The following is a 21485-nucleotide window of genomic DNA, read 5'->3' as shown; positions in this document are numbered from 1 at the left end:
GACCTTGGTTTCTATTTAACAAAATAAATTTGTAACATTTCCTGTTTTCTCCCAAGATTCATCCACTAATTATGACATCACATACTATATACCTTTATTCACTGCTTCGCAAATAAATATGTCTCCAGTTCTGGAACATTAATGTAATATAATTAAATTCATAATTGAAAGCATGTGTTTTTTTCTATGTATATTAAATCTCTTCACGTATTTCAAGTATATTCATACCTCAACCATTCCTCTATATGCAACATCAAAATCTCTCCCTCTCCGCTAAAGCTATTGTTGAATAATTATTCACAATCCATAAAAACAATGATTAAAAAAACCCTCGCTCTCATAACGAGAGCGAGGATTTTTATCATTTATTATTGACCTTTGTACATTGCATCTACTTGTTTTTGAAGTTCTTCATTTTCTAAGAACTCATCGTAAGTAGCCTCTTTATCGATTACACCGTTTGGCGTTACTTCGATAATGCGGTTTGCAATTGTTTGTATGAACTGATGGTCATGAGATGTGAATAACATTGTACCTTTGAATGCGATTAAACCGTTGTTTAATGCAGTGATAGACTCAAGGTCTAAGTGGTTCGTTGGATCGTCAAGTGTGATTACGTTTGCACCACTTAACATCATTTTAGATAGCATACAACGAACTTTTTCTCCTCCAGATAGTACAGAAACGTTCTTCTTAACTTCTTCACCTGAGAATAACATACGGCCTAAGAAACCACGTAAGAAGCTTTCTGACTCATCTTGTGGAGAGAATTGGCGTAACCAATCAACTAAGTTGGAGTCACTGTTCTCAAAGTATTTAGAGTTATCTCTTGGGAAGTAAGATTGAGATGTTGTAACGCCCCATTTGAATGAACCACTATCTGGCTCCATCTCACCCATAAGGATTTTAAATAATGTTGTCATCGCAATATCGTTACGACCGATAAATGCAACTTTATCACCTTTATTTAAAGTGAAGTACACATTATCTAACACTTTTTCGCCATCAATTGTTTTAGAAAGACCTTCAACTGTTAATAAGTCATTTCCTACTTCGCGTTCTGGTGTGAAGCCAACGAATGGATAACGACGTGATGATGGTCTAATATCATCTAATGTAATTTTATCTAAAAGTTTTTTACGAGAAGTTGCTTGTTTCGCTTTAGATGCGTTTGAGCTAAAGCGTGCAATGAAGTTTTGTAACTCTTTTACTTTCTCTTCTTTTTTCTTATTAGCATCTTGTGTTAATTTTAAAGCTAATTGGCTTGACTCATACCAGAAATCATAGTTACCAACATAAAGTTGAATTTTACCGAAATCAAGATCAGCCATATGCGTACAAACTTTATTTAAGAAGTGACGGTCATGGGATACAACGATTACTGTATTTTCAAAGTTCATTAAGAAGTTTTCTAACCATTGAATCGCTTTTAAGTCCAAGTGGTTGGTAGGCTCATCTAGTAATAGAATGTCCGGTTTACCGAATAAAGCTTGAGCAAGTAATACTTTTACTTTCTCTGACCCAGTTAATTCTGACAATTTCTTATCATGAAGATCTTCACCAATACCAAGTCCTTTTAGTAAGATTGCAGCTTCTGACTCAGCTTCCCAACCGTTAAGCTCAGCGAACTCACCTTCAAGTTCAGCAGCACGCATACCATCTTCATCACTAAAGTCTTCTTTCATGTAAATGGCATTTTTCTCTTGCATTACTTTGTAAAGTTGCGTGTGACCCATAATTACTGTTTCTAATACTGGGAACTCTTCATATTCGAAGTGGTTCTGTTTTAATACTGCTAGACGCTCACCCGGCGTAATATGTATATCACCTGTTGATGGTTCAATTTCTCCAGATAAAATCTTTAGAAATGTCGATTTACCAGCACCGTTCGCTCCGATTAAACCGTAGCAGTTACCTGGCGTGAATTTTATGTTAACATCTTCAAATAATTTGCGATCCGCGAAACGCAAACTAACGTTACTTACTGTAATCATTTGTGTCCTCCTACTAATACCGCTTATTTCAGCGTTTTCTCACCGATTGTCTTAAAAATCGCATATAACGACTCAATTATTGTAGACTATAGCTATTATATAGTAGAAGCTGGATGAATAGCAACGGTTGATTGCTATTCCTTTCTTTTCAAACTTGAATAATACCTTTATTTTTAATTATATTAAAGTTACATACACACTTTAAGGTGGTTTTATGTTAAAGAAAATATTTATAATTGGAGCATTATGTTTTTCAATTTCTTCCTTAACTGCATGTAGAAGTAACAATACAAAAACACCCACTGAATCAAAACAAGAGAAAAAAAGAAACAAAAGTAACTGTCGATTCGATTATCACTGAGTTAAAAAATGCTGGTCTCCAAGTAGAAAATCAAACGGATCTTCCGCAAAAAGAATTTGGTAACCTTCGAAAAGAAGGAAAACGTATTGTCGTACCAACTCTTGGTGAAGATAAAGGTGGTCGATTATTCGAAATTACAAAGAAAGAAGGCCTAGAAAAAGTTAAAAAATATTACGATAAATTAGGAAATTCTGCTCCTATGTTATTCTTTCATACTTATTAAATAAAAGAATCCCCATTTAAATGGGGATTCTTTTATTTTCTTTTGCTTAATTTCTTTGTATAATTTTTCATTTTACTCGTTAACCCTATTAAAGCAGGTAACAATATTGGCATAACAATGATAGCTAATAGTAACAGCGCAACGCCAACTACGGATGCTACTTGTATAAGCGTTAATACACCTGAAGGGATTAATGCAGCAAATGTACCACCTAAAATAAGTGCCGCTGATAATACGACTCCCCCTATGTGACGAGATGCATTTACAATTTTCGTCGCTGGGTCCCCTTCTAACTCATTGTATCTCATCATTACAAAAATACTATAATCCACTCCTAAAGCGACAATCATTATGAAACTAAAGAATGGAACATTCCAGCTTAATGAATCTACATGTAAAACATGCATACTAATTTGTTCACTTATCCCTAATGATGCAAAGTACGCTAATAGTAACGATCCAATAATAAAGATTGTATTTAATAATGAACGCGTAATCACGATTAATACGATCGCAATTCCAATTAACATAATTGTAGCTGTACGTAAGAAATCTTGCCCAGTTACTTCTTTTAAATCAACATTTCTAGCTGTTGTTCCTCCGATTGCTGTTTTCGCATTATTTAATTCCGTCCCCTTCAAAGTGCCATCTATCGTTTTATTGATTTCTTGAATAATCGGCATCGCTTCTTTTGAATATGGATTTACGCCTAAAATGATTGTCATTTTAGCAGTCTTTCTATCATGTGACATATACGTATTCAAAGCTTTTTGGAAATCTTCTCCCTCTAAAACTTCTTTTGGAATATAAAACTTTTCAGAGCTTTTTGATTCATTTAGCTCGCCTAAATATTTCTGTGCGTCATTCAGGCCGTCACTTACTTTTCCAAGCCCTTCTGTACTTTTAGATAAGCCTGATTGTAATTGCCCCATTTTTTCTTGCAAGTCTTTCAGTCCGGTTAATAGCTGGCCTTGCCCATCATTTATTTTTGTTAATCCGGTTTGTAACTCAGATGACTTGTTCGCAATTTGTTTTGAACCTAAAGCACCTTCATTTAATCCATTTTTAAGCTCAGTTGCTCCTTTTTGTAACTTATTAACTCCATTACTCATTTCTTTTAAGCCGTTATCAACTTTCAATAACGATTGATTCGCTTCTTTAAATGAACCCATAGCTGCTTTATGCTGCGTCGCTAATTCATTTAATTCTTTTGATAGTACACTTAATTGCTTTTGAGCCTCTTTAGCAATTCCTATCGTTTGCAGTATGTTCGGATCATTTGCTAATTCCGGTTTCGTTTGAACGAAATTGGTCATTAACATTTCAATTTGTTCGTATCCTTTTTTCGCACCGTCAATCGCTTGAGAAATACTTCCGAAGTATTGATCGTAAGAACTTAAACCTTTTTCTAACTGTGCATAACCAGCATGAAGCTGTGACGTTGCATTAGATAGGACATTTATATTTTCACTTACTAAAGTTAACCCACTCTCAATTTGCTGTGCTCCTTGTGCCCCCTCGTTTATTCCATTCGATAATTGATTCAACGCTGTTCCTAAAGCAGATACACCATTTTTCGCCTCGTTCGTTCCATCAATTAACTTTTGAACATTTGCGAGGCCGTCTGAGTCATTACCACCCATTTTATTTTTAGCATCCGTTAATCCATCATTGATTTCTTTTATGCCACCATTAGCATCTCCTAATCCTGTATTTAGTTCTCCGGCTTGTTTATTTATATATAATTCTTTTATCTTATCTCCAGTTGGACGTGTCGGTGCATATACTTCTGAAACACCTTTAACTTTCGAAATTTTATCAGTTAGCTCATCTAAAGTTTGTAATGACATCCCTTCATCTAATTTTTTGTTAGATTGAATGACTAACGTACTTGGTGAAGAAAAACCAGGTGGAAAATGCTCTTCTATTACATTAATCCCCATCTTTGATTCGTACTTATTGTCTACTTCAAATAAATCATTGTAATTAAGTGTGTTAGAATATTTTAATACGAAAGGAATCGATATCACGAATACAATAATTAAAGCTACAAATGGCCTTGCTACTGAGTTTTTCGCAAAGGCTCCCCACAGGCGGCTATCTTCATGACCTTTAAAATTTTTAACTGGATAAAACATTCCTTTTCCTAATAGAACCATGAAAAATGGATTTAACGTGGTTAAAACGAGTAGTAATACTAAAACACCAATTGCTACCGCGGAAGTAGATTGATATAATTTAAAACTTGCTAAAGCAAGTGATGCAAAACCAATAAGTACCGCTATCCCGCTATACAATACGGTTTTTCCTGCCGATTTAAATGTTTCTTTCGTAGCTAAAAATGCGTTTTCTTGTTTACTTAATTCCTCTTTAAATCTCGTAAATAATAAAATGTTATAGTCTGTTCCCACTCCAAACAAAACGACTACTACGAAGACTTGCGTAAAGTTTGAAAACGGAAAATTAAATTGATCTACAAGATGAGCAATAATCCCCATTGAAACTAAGTACGATACCCCAACTGTAAGAAGAGAAACAATCGGAACAACAGGTGAACGGAATACAATGATTAATACTACAAGAATGAAAATGATTGAAATAACTTCAGTCTTTTTCACTCCCTCTTGAGAGGATTTAAGAAAATCACCCGCTATTAAGTCACTTCCTGTTAAGTACGTTTTTATCCCTTTCGTTTGCACTTTTTCATGAAGATTATTTGAAACTTTCGATATTTCACCATGTTTTTTATCTATCGATATTTGCGTTAAAATAGTCGTATTATCTTTAGAAACTAATTGTTTCTCCAAGTCTTTATTATCTAAATGTGAAACAACTTCCTTTATTCCTAATTGCTCTTTTTCATTTTGCAGAGCGTTGATTGTTTTTGTTATTTCCTCTTTTTGCTCAGTTGTTAAAGCCGTTTTACTTCCACTATTAAAAACCGCTATAATGTCATACTTTTCAGTCCCGTCTTTATCCATTTCTTTTATCATTTTGTCAGCAATACTACTTTGTTCTGTATTAGGAATCGTAATGTGCCCTTTTTCTTTCACTAATTTATCCATATTAGGCATCGTTACGATCATTGTAATAGTAATAACTATCCATAATAGAAAAGATAAACTTCTCCAACTTTTAAGCTTGCTCATTTTAATCATCTCCCGTTATGAAAATTGCTAAGGAAGGAATGAATATTCATTCCTACTCTTTTTAAAATACTTTTTCGGAATGAACGTTCATTCCTATCATTCTATTAAATTACTTGTTAGCTCTATTATACCGCGAAATCCGGAATGAATATTCATTCCTTAAGTTGTACGGATTTATCATCTCCTGCTTTTCTTTTTCATACCCTCATCGGAATGAATGTTCATTCCTGTCCTTATAACGCTATAGAATCAAATGATTCTAATAGCATTCCAACAACTTTCTTCCAGTTCTTTTACCAATTCTTCTGTATATTCTAATTGCCCTGTTTCCATTACTTTAATTAATTTTTCAATCGGTTGATATACAATGATAATTAAAGCAATTGGTGGTAGTGGACGAAGAAAACCTTTTTCAATTCCATCTTCTATTAAGTCCATAAAGAAGCTCATAAAGTCCTCGAATATTTCATTACTATGTTCATCGAGAAAATAACTATCACAGTGAGAATTTGTAAAAAGAAAAGCATCTGCATTTTGTCTCGCAAATTCAAATAAACGTTTGTACGTATGGCTAAACTGTTCACGAATATTTGCGTTGACTGGAAAGTCAGTTTTTATTAACTCTGATAGTTGTAAAACACTTTTCGTAAATAAAGAATTAACAAGTGCTTCTTTATTTTCAAAATAGCGATAAATGGTACCTGCACCTACTTTTGCTTTTTCAGCAATCATCGGAATTGTTGTACCATCATAACCTCGTTCTGCAAAAAGTTGTATTGCCGCATCAAAAATGTCTTCTTGTTTATTTTTAGCCATTTTTTCACCTCAATTTCAGGAATGAAAATTCATTCCGTTTTTAATTATAAATTAGAAGCACTAAAAGTCAAGTGTGTGACAAAATATAATTACTGTTTTTAAATGCAGTTATATCGACTTACAGACAAAAATTCACAATATAAGAGGAAGCTATCCCGAAATTTCACTTGGGATAGCCCACCTTCATACATGAAAACTAAAAGAAATCATAAATAAAGGGCTTACGCACTGGTACTAAATTCTCAAATGACCGTATTGCCTCATCACTTCCACTAATTAGTTCAAGTCCATTTAGTTCTAATGGACGTTTATATCCAAGCATTATTGTCGATAGCGCAGTTATATCCAGTTTAATTCCTTTTTCCGTTGTTTCTTCTACAATTATTATTTCATGATTTGCAAGTCTTACTGTTACATTATTCCACGGAGCAAATGAATCTGTAATATGTAAAATCACTTCTTGCTGTACATTGTTCCAGTTCAACTCATATTGTTTTAAGAACTGCTCTACATCTACAATTCTTCCCATAAAATATGGTTTTATTTCTGTCTTCACACGTGGCTCTTGCAATGTATATAACAACAGTTCGTTTTCGCTTACTGTCATTTCAAGTTCTTTAATCATAGAATCATGCTGGCAAATAAAGTTCCATAGACCATTTCGTGCTTCATTATGCAGTGGAACAAATTCATCTACTGTCATTTTATAGTTTTCTATTTTATATAACATATAACCAGCGGCCGTTTTATTTTCATCGTAGTAAATTGCTAATGTTAAATCATCATAAACAGCTTGTAACCACCATTTTTCACTGCGAACTAGCATACCAGAAAAACGTTCTGCAAATGTTTCATAAAGCTTCTCGACCTCTTCTGGGTGATTTTCTTTATTGAAACGTTTCACAGTACCATTCACTTGTTTTTTCATAACTAAATCACTCTTTGTCATATGACATACAAGAAGATCCGCACAAAGTTCCCAGCCATATTTACGGTAAAATGAAACAGCAAATGGATGTAACATCGATACTGTATATCCGTCTTTTTTCATCGTTTGAAGTGAGTATTGAAGCAATCCTTTCACATATCCGCTTCTTCTATACTCTGGATACGTCGCTACCCCTGCAACGCCACCCATTTTAAACTTTTCTTTACCTATGTAAATATGAAATGGAATAAGGTGTAGTTTTGCTGCTAACTCTTCTCCTTCCATAATACCGTATATTTCATGACTTTCTTTCATTTTTGTAATTTGTTGCTGTAAACGTTCCTCATCTACTGTATATTGAAAAGCGTATTCTGATAAGCGTAATGCTTCTCTAAATTTATCTTCTTTTAATCGTATAACGTTCATAAATTTCTCCTCCCTTCTTTATTTGAATTGTACCATAATTTAAAATATTACAGTACGGTAAATGAAATTATATGGACTTAACGACACAAATTCAATAAAAAAAGCAGATACATCCTGTATCTGCTTCTCGTTACTTTATTTAGCTAATTTTTGAAGTTCTTCGAAGAATGTAGGGTATGATACACCTACTGCTTCTGCGTCTTCAATTGTTGTTTTTCCTTCTGCTAGACAGCCGGCAATCGCAAGCATCATTCCGATGCGGTGATCACCATAACTATTAACTGTATTTCCTTTTAAAACTGATTTCCCGTAAATAATCATCCCGTCTTCAGTTGCTTCTATGCGGGCACCTAGTTTCGTTAATTCCGCTACGACTGTATCAATACGGTTCGTTTCTTTTACTTTTAATTCGTGTGCATCTTTAATAACTGTAATTCCTTCTGCTTGCGTTGCCGCTAATGCAATTACAGGAATTTCATCGATTAATCTAGGGATAATATCTCCGCCGATTTCGATTCCTTTTAATGAAGATGTTTCAATTGTAATGTTTGCAGCTGGTTCTGATGCTCCTTCGTTAATTGGCTCTACAGTGAACGTAGCACCCATTTTCTCTAAAACATCAATAATGCCTGTACGAGTTGGATTCATCCCTACATTTTCTAATACTAGTTTACTATTTGGAATAATTGCACCTGCTACTAGGAAAAATGCAGCTGATGATACGTCACCTGGCACTTGAACTTCTGTCGCTGTTAACTTTTGTCCACCTGCTAGTTTCACTGTCTTTCCTTCGCGATTGACTTTAACGCCAAATGCTTCAAGCATTCTTTCCGTATGATCACGGGAAATATGTGGTTCTGTAACAGCTGTTACACCTTCTGCACGAAGTCCTGCAAGTAATATAGCTGATTTCACTTGTGCGCTTGCTACCGGCGAAGTGTATTCAATTGCTTTTAAATCTCCACCACGTATTGTTAGCGGTGTAAACGTTCCTTCTTCGCGGCCATCAATGTTCGCACCCATTTGTTTTAATGGATTTGTTACACGTTTCATCGGTCTTTTTGCAATAGATGCATCACCTTGTACGCAAGAGAAAAATGGTGTATTTGCCAAAATTCCTGACATTAAACGTATCGTTGTACCAGAATTACCAACATCTAATACAGCTTTCGGTTCTTGTAAACCTTCTAATCCTTTACCAACTACAGTGACTTCATCACCGTTTTGCACGATGTCTACTCCCATTTCTTTAAAACAAGAAATTGTACTTAAACAATCTGCACCGGGCAAGAAACCTTTAATTGTTGTTTTTCCTTCTGCAATCGCACCGAACATAACAGCTCGGTGAGAAATCGATTTATCTCCTGGAATTGTAATGTTGCCATTTAATCCGTTATTAACAGGTTGTATTGTTCTTTCCTTCACGTTTTCACCTTCTCATTTAAATTGTTTCATAAGTTTGGTATTTTTCTTCTCCAAGCGCTAGCTTTGCTTTCATACGATCTTCTTCTCGTTGGAAGCTAATACGTAATACCCCAAGCAACCCTTCACGTGCTTCTAATATTTGCAAGTTCGTAATACTAATTTCTTCGCGCGCTAAAATACTCGTAATGTGAGCTAATGCCCCTACTTTATCTAAAACATCGACGTATAAGTCGTGATAGGCAGGAATCGCCCCTCTCTTTCTTACTGGTAAAGAGTCACGGTATTCTTTCGCGTCTGCAAAATAGTTTTGAATCTCGCCTGCATCTCCGGAAGAAACTGTATCATATAAATCTTCCATTTCAGAGATCCACTCTTTTAATAATACCATTAAATGCTCACGATTTTGCTTAACAATATCACTCCACATTTTCGGGCTACTAGATGCGATTCGCGTAATATCTTTAAAACCGCCAGCAGCTAGTTGATGAATGAGCGGATTATCTCCTGCATGTTTCTCTACTTGTTTTACTAATCCAGCGGCAATAAGATGCGGGAAATGACTTACAATCCCTGTTACATAATCATGTTCTTCTGTATTTAAAACAAGGAAATGTGACCCTGTTCCTTTTAACCAATCTTTTAACTCTTCCACTTGTTCATTTTGTACATGTTTCATCGGTGTTAAAATGTAAAATGCATTTTCAAATAAATGTGCTTTTGCACTTTCAACCCCTGTTTTATGAGAACCTGCCATCGGATGTCCACCAATGAAAGGAATTTCTTTTGAAAACAAAGCTTCCGCTTCATTCATAATTGTTCCTTTTGTGCTACCAACATCGGTTACAATAACATCTTCTCGTAAACGAAATGACGCTAATTTGTGTAATAACTTCTTCGTTTCTTCAACTGGTGAAGCAAAAACAATTAAATGTGCCTCTTCACATGCTTGCTGTAAATCTACTGCCACTTCATCTACTACATGTAGTTCTTTCGCTCGTTCTACTTGTTCTTGAAATATATCATAACCTGTTATCGTTACATCGTGCTCTTTTTTAATTGCTAATGCAAGAGAGCCTCCTATTAAACCTGTTCCAATTAATACTACATTTTTACACATTAGCCTCATCTCGAGACTTTCTTTTTTTATTTTCAAAGTGTTGTTTTAACACTGAAATCACTCCTTCATTTTGCTCCCTTGTTCCGACTGTAATACGGACACCATTTGGGAACGGACGAATAATAAACCCTGCGTGTGCACAAGCCTCATAAATCTCTCCACCATCATTTACCGGCAAGAAGATGAAATTTGTTTGTGATGGATAGAATGCAATTTCTTTTTCCTTACAAAAGCTCTCGTATTGCTGTAATCCTTCTGTATTCACACGAACTATTTCTTCAATAAACTCTTCGTCACCAAAAGCAATCGTCGCTGCTTTTTGCGCTAATGAAGATACGTTAAATGGCAAACGTACGACATTTAATTTCTCGATTAACTCTTCCTGTCCAATCGCATATCCAACGCGGAAAGAAGCTAATCCGTACGCTTTAGAAAATGTTCTAAGTACAAGCAAATTTTTATGTTTTTCTAAAAGCGGTAATGTCTCTGGGAAATCTTTTGCTGTTACGTATTCATAGTACGCTTCATCAATGACAATTAACGTATTTTCACTAACACCTTCAATGAATTGAGTCAATTTTCGGTCATTCACATATGTGCCTGTCGGGTTATTCGGATTACAAATCCATACGATTTTCGTATTATTATTTACAGCTGACGAAATTTCGTCTAAATCGTATACACCGTTATTTAATGGAACCTCTTTCACTTCACACCCTTCAATAATTGCATGATGACGATACTGCGGGAATGTTGCTCCGGCTGTTACGATGTTATCTCCTGCTTTGAGTACTGCGCGACTTATCATTTGAATGACTTCATCTAAACCACTACCGCAAAGTACTTGTTCCATTTGTACATGTAACTTATTTGCAATGGTTTGACGGAGCGTAGTAGCACCTCCGTCAGGATATAAGGCATGTTCTAACCAAGATTTTTGCAACTCATCTAAAACACGTGGTGAACAGCCGAATGGATTTTCATTCGATGCTAATTTCACAAATGCATGATCTCCGTACACTTCTTTCATTTGTTCAGGTGATTTACCTGGTTTATATGGTTGTAATGATGATAGTTGATCTTTTACTTGCATGTTAAAACCACCTTTTTATTAAAATTCTTTTGCGTATTTATTATGTTGCGTAATGTTTTGCTGAATTAAATCCATACGATCTTTTCCGAATTGTTCGACAAGCGCATGTGCAAGTTCCCATGCTACAACAGATTCAGCTACTACACCTGCTGCTGGTACTGCACAACTATCAGATCTTTCAATACTCGCTTGGAATGCTTCTTTCGTATCAATGTCAACACTTGCTAACGGTTTGTATAATGTAGGTATTGGTTTCATAACACCTCTTACGACAATTGGCATTCCTGTTGTCATACCACCTTCTAGACCGCCGGCATTATTCGTTTTTCTCGTATATCCTTGTTCTTCATCCCATAAAATTTCATCATGCACTTTACTTCCTGGCTGTCTTGCAGCTTCAAAACCAACACCAATTTCAGCACCTTTAAATGCATTAATACTCATAATCGCACCGGCAAGTTTTGCATCTAATTTACGATCGTAATGAACGTAACTACCAACACCTATTGGCATACCTTCTGCAATGACTTCAACAATACCGCCGATTGAATCCCCACTACTTTTAGCGTTATCTATCGCATCCATCATCTCTTGTTCTACTTCTTTATCCAAACATCGAACTGGTGAATTTTCAGTAATTGTTTGAATTTCTTCTATTGGTAAGTTAGAAATATGCTTCGCTTGCACACCACCAATTTCAAGAACGTGCCCTGCAATTTCTACGCCTAATTCTTTTAAAATTTGTTTCGCAACTGCACCAGCAGCTACACGAACTGTCGTTTCTCTTGCCGATGAGCGCTCTAGTACGTTTCTTATATCACGATGCCCATATTTAATTGCTCCGTTCAAATCCGCATGTCCTGGACGTGGTTTTGTAATTGTACGTTTCATTTCTTTACTTTCTTTTTCCGAAATTGGCTCTGCACCCATTACTTTCGTCCAATGTTTGAAATCATCATTTTTTACGATTAACGTTATCGGCGAGCCAAGTGTCATCCCATGGCGAACACCACTTACAATTTCAACTGTATCGGTTTCAATTTGCATACGTCTTCCGCGTCCGTGCCCTTTTTGTCTTCTTAATAATTCTTTATTAATATGTTCCGCTGTTAATGTCAAACCTGCTGGTACACCTTCTAAAATGACTGTTAACTGCGGCCCATGTGATTCTCCAGCTGTAATGTATCTCATTTCTCTTGCCCCTTTACTATTTTTTTGTACAAAAAAGTCCCTACTGAGCGCTCAGTAGGGACGATGTTTATCGCGGTACCACCCTAGTTGTAGACTACGTTTCTGTCTACCTCTCTTCTTCTTTAACGATCATTTGACCGTCTTTCCCTCCATAAATGGCGAGAAAGATGCTCCAAGGCTGTAATTCATGCTTACCTTTGTACTGATTCACACCGACCATCAGCTCTCTTTAACAGGGAGATAAGCACTACTGTTTCCTCTTCAGCGCATATATAATATGGAATTAAGATAATTTATTTTTGAATCCTTTTAACTCATCCATGAATCTATGGAATTCTGGAATATCCATTTGTTGTGCAGAATCTGATAATGCAACTGCTGGATCTGGATGTACTTCAGCCATTACTGCATCTGCACCAATTGCAAGTGCTGCTTTCGCCGTTGGTAATAATAAATCTCTACGTCCAGTTGAATGCGTAACGTCAACGATAACTGGTAAATGTGTTTCTTTCTTTAAAATCGGTACTGCTGAAATATCTAATGTGTTACGCGTTGCTCTTTCGTATGTGCGGATACCGCGCTCACATAGAATAATTTGGTCGTTACCTTGTGCAATGATGTATTCCGCTGCGTTAATGAATTCATCAATTGTTGCTGCTAAACCACGTTTTAATAATACTGGCTTGTTAACTTTACCTACAGCTCGTAGTAAATCGAAGTTTTGCATATTACGTGCACCAACTTGAATTACATCAACGTAGTCTAATGCCATTTCAACATCGTTCGGATTTAAAATTTCACTAATGATCGCTAAGTCGAACTCATCTGCTACTTGGCGTAAAATTTGTAATCCTTCTACTCCTAAACCTTGGAAATCGTATGGAGATGTTCTCGGTTTGAAAGCACCACCGCGCATTAATTTTAATCCTTGGTCTTTCATCGCTTGCCCTACTTGGCGAACTTGCTCTAAGCTTTCTACCGCACAAGGTCCCATGATGAACGTTTGTGTTCCGTTACCAATCAATTCACCTTTTACATCAACGATTGTGTTTTCTTGTTTCTTTTTACGTGATACTAGTAATGCTTTACGGTTATCATCTTCTTGTAATTCTAAGCTAGCTTTGAAGATTGTTTTGAAAATATGTTGAACTGTTGACGTTTCGAATGGTCCTTCGTTATTCTCTGCGATCATATCAAGTACTTCACGCTCACGTACTGGATCAAAACGTTTCGTACCTTGTACTTGCTTTTGTTCCCCAATCTTTTGAACGATTTCACCACGTTTGTTTAAAAGGTGTAATAGTTGTAAGTTAATTTCATCTACCTGTTTACGTAATTGATCTAATTCATGATTTGCCATTTGGAAATCCTCCTCTAATGTTTTAAAAGTATAGTAAGAGAATGAAAAATTCTCTATTTTCTGAACTGGTCAATTATACAAATTTAAAGTGGAATCGATACCTCTTCTTATTTTAAACTAATAATTAGTACAAAGACACTATCTACTAGCTAAAAACCCACTTTTTTTGTACAAAAAATCCCTACTGATCCAATCAGTAGGGACGATATTTATCGCGGTACCACCCTAGTTGTAGACTTCTTTCGTCTACCTCTCTTCATTGTTAACGATCATCTGACCGTCTTTCCCTTCATAAAGACAAATAGTATCTTTACTACGAAAAAGATGCTCTAGGACTGTAATTCGCTCTTGTTTTTGTACTGGTTCGCACCGACCACCAGCTCTCTGTTACAGGGAAACAACAACTACTGCTTTTCCTTTCAACGCATGAATATTTAATTTTCAAGTTGGACCACTAAAATACAAAAAGTCCCTACTGAATAAATCAGTAGGGACGATATTTATCGCGGTACCACCCTAGTTGTAGACTAACTTTCCGTCTACCTCTCTTCACTGTTAACGATCAATTGACCGCTTTTTCTTCATAAAGACGAAACTATCTTTACTACGAAAAAGATGCTCCAAGACTGTAATTCATGATTATCCCTGTACTGGTTCACACCAACCACCAGCTCTCTGTTACAGTAAGACTAACCACTACTGTGATCTCTTCATTGCACTTTGTTTATTCAAATGTTTTTGAAATTGAATAAGTATGATTCGTATTATAGAACGCTTTTCAAAACACTGTCAACAACTTTTTATATATTTTTTAAAAATCCACTTTCGTCCTACATTTCTTCTTGTAAATTTCCCATAACAATTCCGATGCGAATTATCTCATTATCTATTGCATTTAATACATATTTTCCTATCCCATACCGGACTAATACTTCTTTTATTTGAATAATTTCAGTTTCAAGTATATCGGCCTCTTGAAGCGTTTGCAGTAAGGTGAAAAATATATTTGCATACAATTCTTTATACATTTTTATACTCTCTGTTTTTTGAAGTATTTCATTAAGTAACTGTTTTAACTCCGTTTGATTTCCTTTTCCACCCACGTCCAAAAATGTTTTACAAATGATAGATAATCCTCTTTCTACTATTTCATCCATAAATAAAATAATACGTAAAAGCATTACATATTCTCTAGCTGTGATTTCACCCATTTTCGGTCGCTCTCGCAAAAATATACTGAGCCAAGCTACCCAAAATTTTTGTTGTTCTTTTGCACTTAACGTTTTGACGTAATAGCATAAAAACTGCATAAATTTAATTTTATTTTCTTCATTTTCTTGTATAAGCAATGGGTATAACCAATCTGTTTTTTGCTCCCAATACAGTACACATTTAATAAATACAAAACTAAGCCATTTCAAGAAAGCTTCCCTCGTATGCGGATGCAATACTTCCAAATGTTCTACCGCATACTTAATAAATCGCTTCATCTCTGTAAATAAAGGTAAATTGATTTGCGTGTAACATAAGCCTGCCCATGCGTATTTCGTAATCTCATTTTCCTTCTTTAAATCTAAGTACGGTAACAAATATTTTCGGCACCATTGTTTCTCAATATGATAAAGAAATGTTATATCTGCTACTAAACGAGCTAACATGTAATTTGTCCGCTCTGAACTAACTCTTACTTGTTCTTCAAATAAAAATAAATATTCATACACGTTACGATCGTATAAATGATCATATGATAACAGTTTTAATAATACAGCTGTCATTTTCCCAACAGGATGCTGGATTGATTCATTGTAAAAATCTTGTTTTCCAAGCTTAAAATCTGTATCACTTTTCATTACTTGAGGGAATACCGAAAAAGCAAATCGTTTCACATTACGTATACTATTTTCCTCTAACTCTTCTAATCGGTTACTAATTTCATATAGAAAGCTACTAATTAACCACTGAAAAGCAGTATTTCTAACAAATTTCTGCAATAGCGGAATAACTTTTTGGATTTGTTCATTTGTCAGTCCTCGGTTATTTCGCCACTCTCTAATACAAACAAACCATACTTCATTACTTATTTCATGCATGCTAACTAATTGATAAGCAAATGAAATACTCCATTCTGTATTCAATTTACATGCTTTTGATAACATCTCTAAAAAATGACGTTGTTCAAAAACACCGTCTTGAGAAAACTGCCGAACTTGTTTCATAATTTCATCGTCTTTCAGTTGTAATAATCCATCAGCAGTTACATTACAAGTAATACTTTGTTCTGCGGTCTCTTTCTTTTGTACACTGTATCGATCCGAATGAAAGTGAGGATGTTTTTGCTTCATTACCTCATAACCTTTTGCTGTAGATGGACTATTTGAATCGCAAGTGAATAATAAATCTAATACTAAACAAACATCAAATGCTCTCTCCTCTGCAAGGTCTTTCAGTACAATTTGAATGACCTCTTCCTTTGTTTTTTCTAAAGAAGATGCGAAATGATTTTTTATAAGTTGAAAAACTTCGTGTTTATACGTGACATCTAAAAGAAGTCCTTCCTGTAACAACCATTTCATTTTGTCATCAGCGCTAACAAATAAATTTTTATTCATCGCATCAATTGCAATTCGGGTCTGGAGCACACTGTTTGCTTCTATCATTTCTGTAATATAATAATTTGCTTTTTTCTCATTGTTTTCACATAAATAGGCTAAACACTCTTTTACAATTTGAATTAAAAACGCAAGATCATTTTGCTGAAACTCTTTTTCAACATTTTCCTTATCCTTTTTTTTCAATGCCGTTTGTCGTAGTGATAAGATTCGCATCTTCTCTATTCCCATCATCATAATTGGTACGGCGTAATAGGAAATATGCGGTTTCATCTCCTCATTCCACATTTGCTCCACATAAGAAAATGTAGACACTGGTAAACGACTCGATTCCTCAAGTTCTATTGATTCTTGCGTATCATTTCCCCATTTCCTTTCCCGCTTCAATTTAAGTTTTCCGTCCAAAATAAACGTTAGTAACAATAAAGCAATTTCTTTATGCTCAGGGAAAGAACATTTTTGCAGTAAGTAAGAAATTTTTTCAATTGATTTACTATCTTTTTCAGCTGTTTCTAATAAAAGGAGTGTCCATCTTGCAAACAATAACGGATTCATTTTCATTTTCGTTTCGTTTAAGTAGCTACAAATTGTCCTCCATAATAAAGGAGATATTTTAGAATGGTTTTTAAAAATTAATTGAAATAATTCTTTTTGATGACTAAAAAGAAATTGTTCCACTAGCCATTCTGCAAGTAATTCATCTACCTCATTATAGTTTGATGTAACTAAGAATAAATTTTGTAACTTCCCTTCTACTTCAAGCCATTCCACCCATTCATAATCGTGAGCAAATTCAACAAAGTAGCGGACTGTTTCAATTTTTTTAATTGACTGTTTTATGTATGATAATTGTTCCTGCTCTACTGACGGTGGAACTGTTACAATGTCACGAATTCGCATTCGTTTTGTAATATAGTTATCCCCCATTAATTCCGCCCATCGCTTCACTGCTTTAACAAGAGATTGATGATTGTTACCTTTATTCGGATATACAATCGGTCGTATTCCTAAATGCTCCCAGTGGTATGTGTTTTCCCCTTGTGCGACAAATGCATAACGCCTTGTACTTGGTGGTAAACCAGTCGCTAAATATTTCATTACTGGATCATTATGGCTATACCCAACGAATAAAACGGTATAATTCGAGAATAAATCAACTAAAAATCTTCTTGCCCATCCTTCCGTTAAGTAAGCCCTTCCAAAATCACCATCTGTTAAAATTAACGCTTCTTTCTCTTGTTCAATATTTCCATGTATGTAAGCGAGTCCCTTAAACGCCCTACCTGTAGGTAACGCAGGTGCGTAATATACGTTTAATTCTCTATTCATTTCTTTCATCGCAGTTGTAAAATGTCGATCAAAGTTTGTCGTTACAATGCGGACTTCTGTATCTAAAGGAAACAACCTCGGAATTGCATAATGAAGCGGATTTGGTTTTGACTTTTCTATATGAACTAGGTCTCTTGCAACTTGATGTACATCTTTTGTTTTTGCAATTTTACCAAGATAATAATCATGAGGTTCTGTTATTTCACGTGTTTCTACATATAACGTTTTCGCAATTTCATCAACTAGATCATCAAAATTCGGTAAGTTTGACTTCCCTTTCATAGAAACTCCCGCTCCAACAAATAGTACTAACTTCCCTTGTTCAAGATGATCAATTAACTCATCTGGAATTTCTACTTCTGAAGTAATCCACACTTAGGATTCCCCCTTACCTAAAAATGTCATATACTCTCATTTTACTATAACATTTTTTCTTTGTTTTTTTAATATTTAGACATAAATTGGACGTGAAAAAGTTTTATATAAATATATTCGTTACAATGTATGAACTCCTAATTTTATTGTAAAACTATGTATAAATCGGAGGTGTAAATATTGAATGGTTTTACTGTAGTACTCATCAAGTTTATATCGTGCATTATCGCATTTAGTATTGGACTCGCTTTATTTTTCCCTGCAACTTTCGTCCAAATTATTTCATTCAGTCTTTTTGTTACAATCGTATCTTATATGTTCGTTGATAAAATCATCTTAAACCGAATCGGCAATACTGGTGCCATTATGTCGGATTTCTTACTAACATATTTAAGCGTATGGATTTTCGGTAATATTTTATTAGACAATTACATGCAAATTGCATGGGGTAGTTTCCTTTCCGCTATTGTCTTTACATTATCTGAAGTAATCGTTCATCGCTTCTCTAACTCACACACAAGGCACAACAATGATAACATTCATATTAATCGCCGCTTTGCATATGGTACGGAATTTGCTGAAGAGCAGAATATATTGGATAAAGATAAGAATAAGAAGAAATGACATTTTGATGCAGGAGCGCCCTTTTTAATTATGTGGTGCTCCTTTTTTATGTATTCATTATGGTACATGAAATTATAAGAACGATTATTTCAAAATATTGACTTACCGTCAATATTCGTACTTCTTATAATAAAAAACTGCCTCTTATTTAGAGGCAGTCACTTTCAAATCTTTTAACGGAATAACATCAGCAAACGCTCCAAACACTACATTATGATGCTTTACAATGTCTTCAGCACGTAATACTTCTGTATTAAACGTACTATGTGCATCACTCACTAACGTTACTTTATACCCTTCACTAAATGCTCTGCGAGTTGTCGTATCCACACAGTACTGCGTCTGCATTCCTGAAATGATAACATGATTGATTCCCTTGTCTTGCAATACTTCGTTTAGGTTCGTCTTGTGGAATGAATCTGGAGTCGTTTTTTCAACAACACAATCTCCTTCTAGTGGAGCGATTGCCGCATGGATCTTCCATCCCTCTGTACCTTTTTCTAACGGATGGTCTTTTGGTCCGTTATGTTGCACATAAATTATCGGAATATCATTTGAACGACATTCCCCAATAAGCTCTTGTAATATTTCTAAAAATTTTTCCCCATTATGTACTGGCATTCCTGCTGTATACATACCTGCTTGCACATCAATTACTAATAACGCTTTTTTCATATCGCGCAGCTCCCTTTGTTTATATTCCATCATCCAACAATCTTCTAATACCCCTTCATGCAGTTCATGTTCTTTTAAAATCTTTACCTTTTTAAATCCGCATTTTTCATAACACTTTATTGCACGTTCATTATTTACTTTCGGGTCCATTGCAATTGCTTCTGCTCCCGCGTTCTCCATAATATATGTAATTGCTGCCTGAACGAGTTTAGTTCCAATTCCTTTTCCCCAATAGGCCGGTTCTCCGATAAATTGATCCAGTCCCCATACATTTTGTGATGCTTCATAGCCATATAAAGTTTTCCACTCCGAATCAACTGGATACATTTGAATATAACCGATCGGCATACCATAAAACTCTATTAAGCATCTTTTTTCATGACTATTTGGATTATGTATAAAATGATCCAGTACCATTTCTACTGATTGCGGATTATCTCGCCCTTCATAATACTGCAGTACTTCTGGGTCTGTTAACCATTTTGAAATGTTCTGTGCATCCTCTTCTTTTACGTACCGAACCGATATATGATCTTTTTGAAATAGCATATAGTACCTCTTTTTAATTATTTATATTTTTTCTTGTAGTGAAATCTTTAATTGCACCTATTAGTGCGTATGGTAACAATGTAACCGCAAAAAAAGCTGTAAACATATTAAAATGAGGGATTTTATATGGCGTGAACCATTCTGTGAAAAATTGAGAATTTAATACTCTATTAAAAATTTCTCCGCCAGGTCTAAAGTTTGGTGCCCATGCAGTTACTTCACAAATAATAAACAACAATTGTACAATTATAAATGCCCCAAGATAGCGAAACCATGTTCGTTTCCATTTAGCCCCCACCTTTTTTATTTGCATCCTATTAATTATACACTTTCTATGTTTCATTTGTTAAAATTTTCTATATAATCATTCGCGTTGGGGGAATATATTATGTCTAATCCTATACTTAAATCAACTTTAATCATCCTTAGAGGAAACTCCGCAAGCGGTAAAACAACAATCGCAAAGCAACTACAAGAATATTTCGGACAAGGTACACTTTTAGTATCACAGGATGTTGTACGTAGAGATATGCTTAGAGTACACGACACAATGGGTAATTTATCACATGATTTACTATTTGAAATTACAAAGTACGGAAAAGGAAAATGTGAGTTTATTATTTTAGAAGGTATTTTAAACAGTCGTAGATACGGTGATATGCTGAAAGAATTAATACATTTTTTTGAAGGAAACACGTATACATATTACTTTGATTTATCGTTAAAAGAAACGATTCGACGACATACTACAAGGGAAAAGCGAAATGAATTTGGTGAGGATTCCCTACAAAAATGGTATAATCCGCATGATACAATTGAAGTTGCTAGAGAAACTATTTTTACAGATAACTTCACGCAAAAAGATATATTTGATGCGATTCTTAATGATATTATGGTACGAAAATAGGACCGACAGAATATGTCAGTCTTTTTTTCTTTATGTACGAAAAATCAATGTACGCAATAATTGTATCTAAAAACTAATATTCCTTTTCGCATGTTCAAGGCTCCTAGATATATTATCTAAACTCTATTAAATAAAGGCTTTGTTAAATGAAAAAATACAATCACTTGTCCATTTCATTTTTCTCTCTCTTGCATTTAATATTAGTATACGAATTATTCAGAGGTGATAACACAATGGATGAGTTTCTATCTTCTGCTGCATTTAATCCGGATTTAATTGGACCTACACTCCCACCTATACAACCCTTCCAACTCCCTACTGGTCCTACTGGTCC

Annotated in this window: 15 protein-coding genes, 2 pseudogenes and 3 other annotated features; of the genes and pseudogenes, 4 read left to right on the top strand and 13 right to left on the bottom strand. The window is 34.9% G+C overall.

The annotated features are described in order from the left end of the window. Positions 1 to 368: 368 nt before the first annotated feature. Entirely contained in the window at positions 369 to 1994 is a 1626-nt protein-coding gene (locus tag DN390_RS22765; RefSeq protein ID WP_097951276.1) for an ABC-F family ATP-binding cassette domain-containing protein, read from the bottom strand. A 214-nt stretch (positions 1995 to 2208) separates the two neighbouring features. On the opposite strand from DN390_RS22765, the pseudogene DN390_RS31325 reads away from it, so the two are divergent. Beyond that, positions 2209 to 2575 (top strand): annotated as a pseudogene (locus tag DN390_RS31325) (stress protein); the annotation flags it as partial. Positions 2576 to 2610: 35 nt separating this feature from the next. Here the strand turns inward: DN390_RS31325 and DN390_RS22755 are convergent. From DN390_RS22755 to DN390_RS22715, 9 genes are all read right to left on the bottom strand, one after another. Beyond that, positions 2611 to 5727: an MMPL family transporter gene (locus DN390_RS22755; RefSeq protein ID WP_147808520.1), complete on the bottom strand. Its 3117-nt coding sequence runs from the start codon at positions 5725 to 5727 to the stop codon at positions 2611 to 2613. A gap of 249 nt (positions 5728 to 5976) precedes the next feature. After that, the gene (locus DN390_RS22750; RefSeq protein ID WP_147808519.1) at positions 5977 to 6543 is read right to left on the bottom strand and encodes a TetR/AcrR family transcriptional regulator; all 567 of its coding nucleotides are present in this window, start codon (positions 6541 to 6543) and stop codon (positions 5977 to 5979) included. A gap of 196 nt (positions 6544 to 6739) precedes the next feature. Next, entirely contained in the window at positions 6740 to 7897 is a 1158-nt protein-coding gene (locus tag DN390_RS22745) for a GNAT family N-acetyltransferase (RefSeq protein ID WP_147808518.1), read from the bottom strand. A gap of 135 nt (positions 7898 to 8032) precedes the next feature. Then, positions 8033 to 9322: a 3-phosphoshikimate 1-carboxyvinyltransferase gene (gene aroA / locus DN390_RS22740; RefSeq protein WP_147808517.1), complete on the bottom strand. Its 1290-nt coding sequence runs from the start codon at positions 9320 to 9322 to the stop codon at positions 8033 to 8035. 16 nt (positions 9323 to 9338) lie between these two features. Beyond that, positions 9339 to 10439 carry a prephenate dehydrogenase gene (tyrA, locus tag DN390_RS22735; protein WP_255444138.1) on the bottom strand — a complete coding sequence of 367 codons (1101 nt, stop codon included), beginning with the start codon at positions 10437 to 10439 and terminating at the stop codon, positions 9339 to 9341. Further along, complete coding sequence (gene hisC / locus DN390_RS22730) at positions 10432 to 11532, bottom strand: histidinol-phosphate transaminase (protein ID WP_147808515.1); 1101 nt, start codon at positions 11530 to 11532, stop codon at positions 10432 to 10434. Before hisC ends, tyrA begins: the two co-directional genes overlap by 8 nt. A gap of 18 nt (positions 11533 to 11550) precedes the next feature. Next, positions 11551 to 12723: a chorismate synthase gene (aroC, locus tag DN390_RS22725; protein ID WP_097951269.1), complete on the bottom strand. Its 1173-nt coding sequence runs from the start codon at positions 12721 to 12723 to the stop codon at positions 11551 to 11553. Between the two features lie 53 nt (positions 12724 to 12776). Next, positions 12777 to 12997: a binding site (T-box leader), on the bottom strand. Positions 12998 to 13006: 9 nt separating this feature from the next. Continuing rightward, the gene (locus DN390_RS22720) at positions 13007 to 14083 is read right to left on the bottom strand and encodes a bifunctional 3-deoxy-7-phosphoheptulonate synthase/chorismate mutase (RefSeq protein ID WP_001273580.1); all 1077 of its coding nucleotides are present in this window, start codon (positions 14081 to 14083) and stop codon (positions 13007 to 13009) included. 195 nt (positions 14084 to 14278) lie between these two features. Then, positions 14279 to 14515 (bottom strand) — a binding site (T-box leader). Between the two features lie 54 nt (positions 14516 to 14569). Continuing rightward, positions 14570 to 14806: a binding site (T-box leader), on the bottom strand. Between the two features lie 107 nt (positions 14807 to 14913). Beyond that, positions 14914 to 18396: a DUF4020 domain-containing protein gene (locus tag DN390_RS22715; protein WP_147808514.1), complete on the bottom strand. Its 3483-nt coding sequence runs from the start codon at positions 18394 to 18396 to the stop codon at positions 14914 to 14916. Between the two features lie 180 nt (positions 18397 to 18576). Between DN390_RS22715 and DN390_RS22710 the strand changes: the two genes are divergently transcribed. After that, on the top strand, positions 18577 to 19020 hold the full coding sequence (locus DN390_RS22710; RefSeq protein WP_097951267.1) for a YndM family protein: 444 nt from the start codon (positions 18577 to 18579) through the stop codon (positions 19018 to 19020). A 144-nt stretch (positions 19021 to 19164) separates the two neighbouring features. Here DN390_RS22710 and DN390_RS31320 read toward each other — a convergent pair whose 3' ends face one another. From DN390_RS31320 to DN390_RS22695, 3 genes and pseudogenes are all read right to left on the bottom strand, one after another. Continuing rightward, positions 19165 to 19695 carry a cysteine hydrolase family protein gene (locus tag DN390_RS31320; protein ID WP_255444163.1) on the bottom strand — a complete coding sequence of 177 codons (531 nt, stop codon included), beginning with the start codon at positions 19693 to 19695 and terminating at the stop codon, positions 19165 to 19167. Positions 19696 to 19710: 15 nt separating this feature from the next. Then, positions 19711 to 20244 (bottom strand): annotated as a pseudogene (locus DN390_RS31315) (GNAT family N-acetyltransferase); the annotation flags it as partial. 13 nt (positions 20245 to 20257) lie between these two features. After that, complete coding sequence (locus DN390_RS22695; protein ID WP_147808512.1) at positions 20258 to 20557, bottom strand: YfzA family protein; 300 nt, start codon at positions 20555 to 20557, stop codon at positions 20258 to 20260. A gap of 75 nt (positions 20558 to 20632) precedes the next feature. Between DN390_RS22695 and DN390_RS22690 the strand changes: the two genes are divergently transcribed. Together DN390_RS22690 and DN390_RS31695 are read left to right on the top strand one after the other, a co-directional pair. Further along, positions 20633 to 21151, top strand: a complete 519-nt coding sequence (locus DN390_RS22690; RefSeq protein WP_147808511.1) for a kinase — start codon at positions 20633 to 20635, stop codon at positions 21149 to 21151. A gap of 146 nt (positions 21152 to 21297) precedes the next feature. Then, positions 21298 to 21485: exosporium leader peptide-containing protein (locus DN390_RS31695; RefSeq protein WP_370513485.1), on the top strand; the 188-nt coding region annotated here is incomplete at its 3' end.

This window comes from Bacillus sp. SH7-1, from assembly GCF_008042405.1.
GTDB lineage: Bacteria > Bacillota > Bacilli > Bacillales > Bacillaceae_G > Bacillus_A > Bacillus_A thuringiensis_N.
This window is presented reverse-complemented; position numbering and strand designations above follow the sequence as displayed.

Coding starts and splice junctions, on each gene's coding strand:
- DN390_RS22750 (WP_147808519.1), bottom strand. CDS start 6,543: ATGGCTAAAAATAAACAAGAAGACATTTTTGATGCGGCAATACAACTT.
- DN390_RS22765 (WP_097951276.1), bottom strand. CDS start 1,994: ATGATTACAGTAAGTAACGTTAGTTTGCGTTTCGCGGATCGCAAATTA.
- DN390_RS22755 (WP_147808520.1), bottom strand. CDS start 5,727: ATGAGCAAGCTTAAAAGTTGGAGAAGTTTATCTTTTCTATTATGGATA.
- tyrA (WP_255444138.1), bottom strand. CDS start 10,439: ATGTGTAAAAATGTAGTATTAATTGGAACAGGTTTAATAGGAGGCTCT.
- DN390_RS22695 (WP_147808512.1), bottom strand. CDS start 20,557: ATGCAAATAAAAAAGGTGGGGGCTAAATGGAAACGAACATGGTTTCGC.
- aroC (WP_097951269.1), bottom strand. CDS start 12,723: ATGAGATACATTACAGCTGGAGAATCACATGGGCCGCAGTTAACAGTC.
- DN390_RS22720 (WP_001273580.1), bottom strand. CDS start 14,083: ATGGCAAATCATGAATTAGATCAATTACGTAAACAGGTAGATGAAATT.
- hisC (WP_147808515.1), bottom strand. CDS start 11,532: ATGCAAGTAAAAGATCAACTATCATCATTACAACCATATAAACCAGGT.
- DN390_RS22745 (WP_147808518.1), bottom strand. CDS start 7,897: ATGAACGTTATACGATTAAAAGAAGATAAATTTAGAGAAGCATTACGC.
- DN390_RS22690 (WP_147808511.1), top strand. CDS start 20,633: ATGTCTAATCCTATACTTAAATCAACTTTAATCATCCTTAGAGGAAAC.
- DN390_RS31320 (WP_255444163.1), bottom strand. CDS start 19,695: ATGAAAAAAGCGTTATTAGTAATTGATGTGCAAGCAGGTATGTATACA.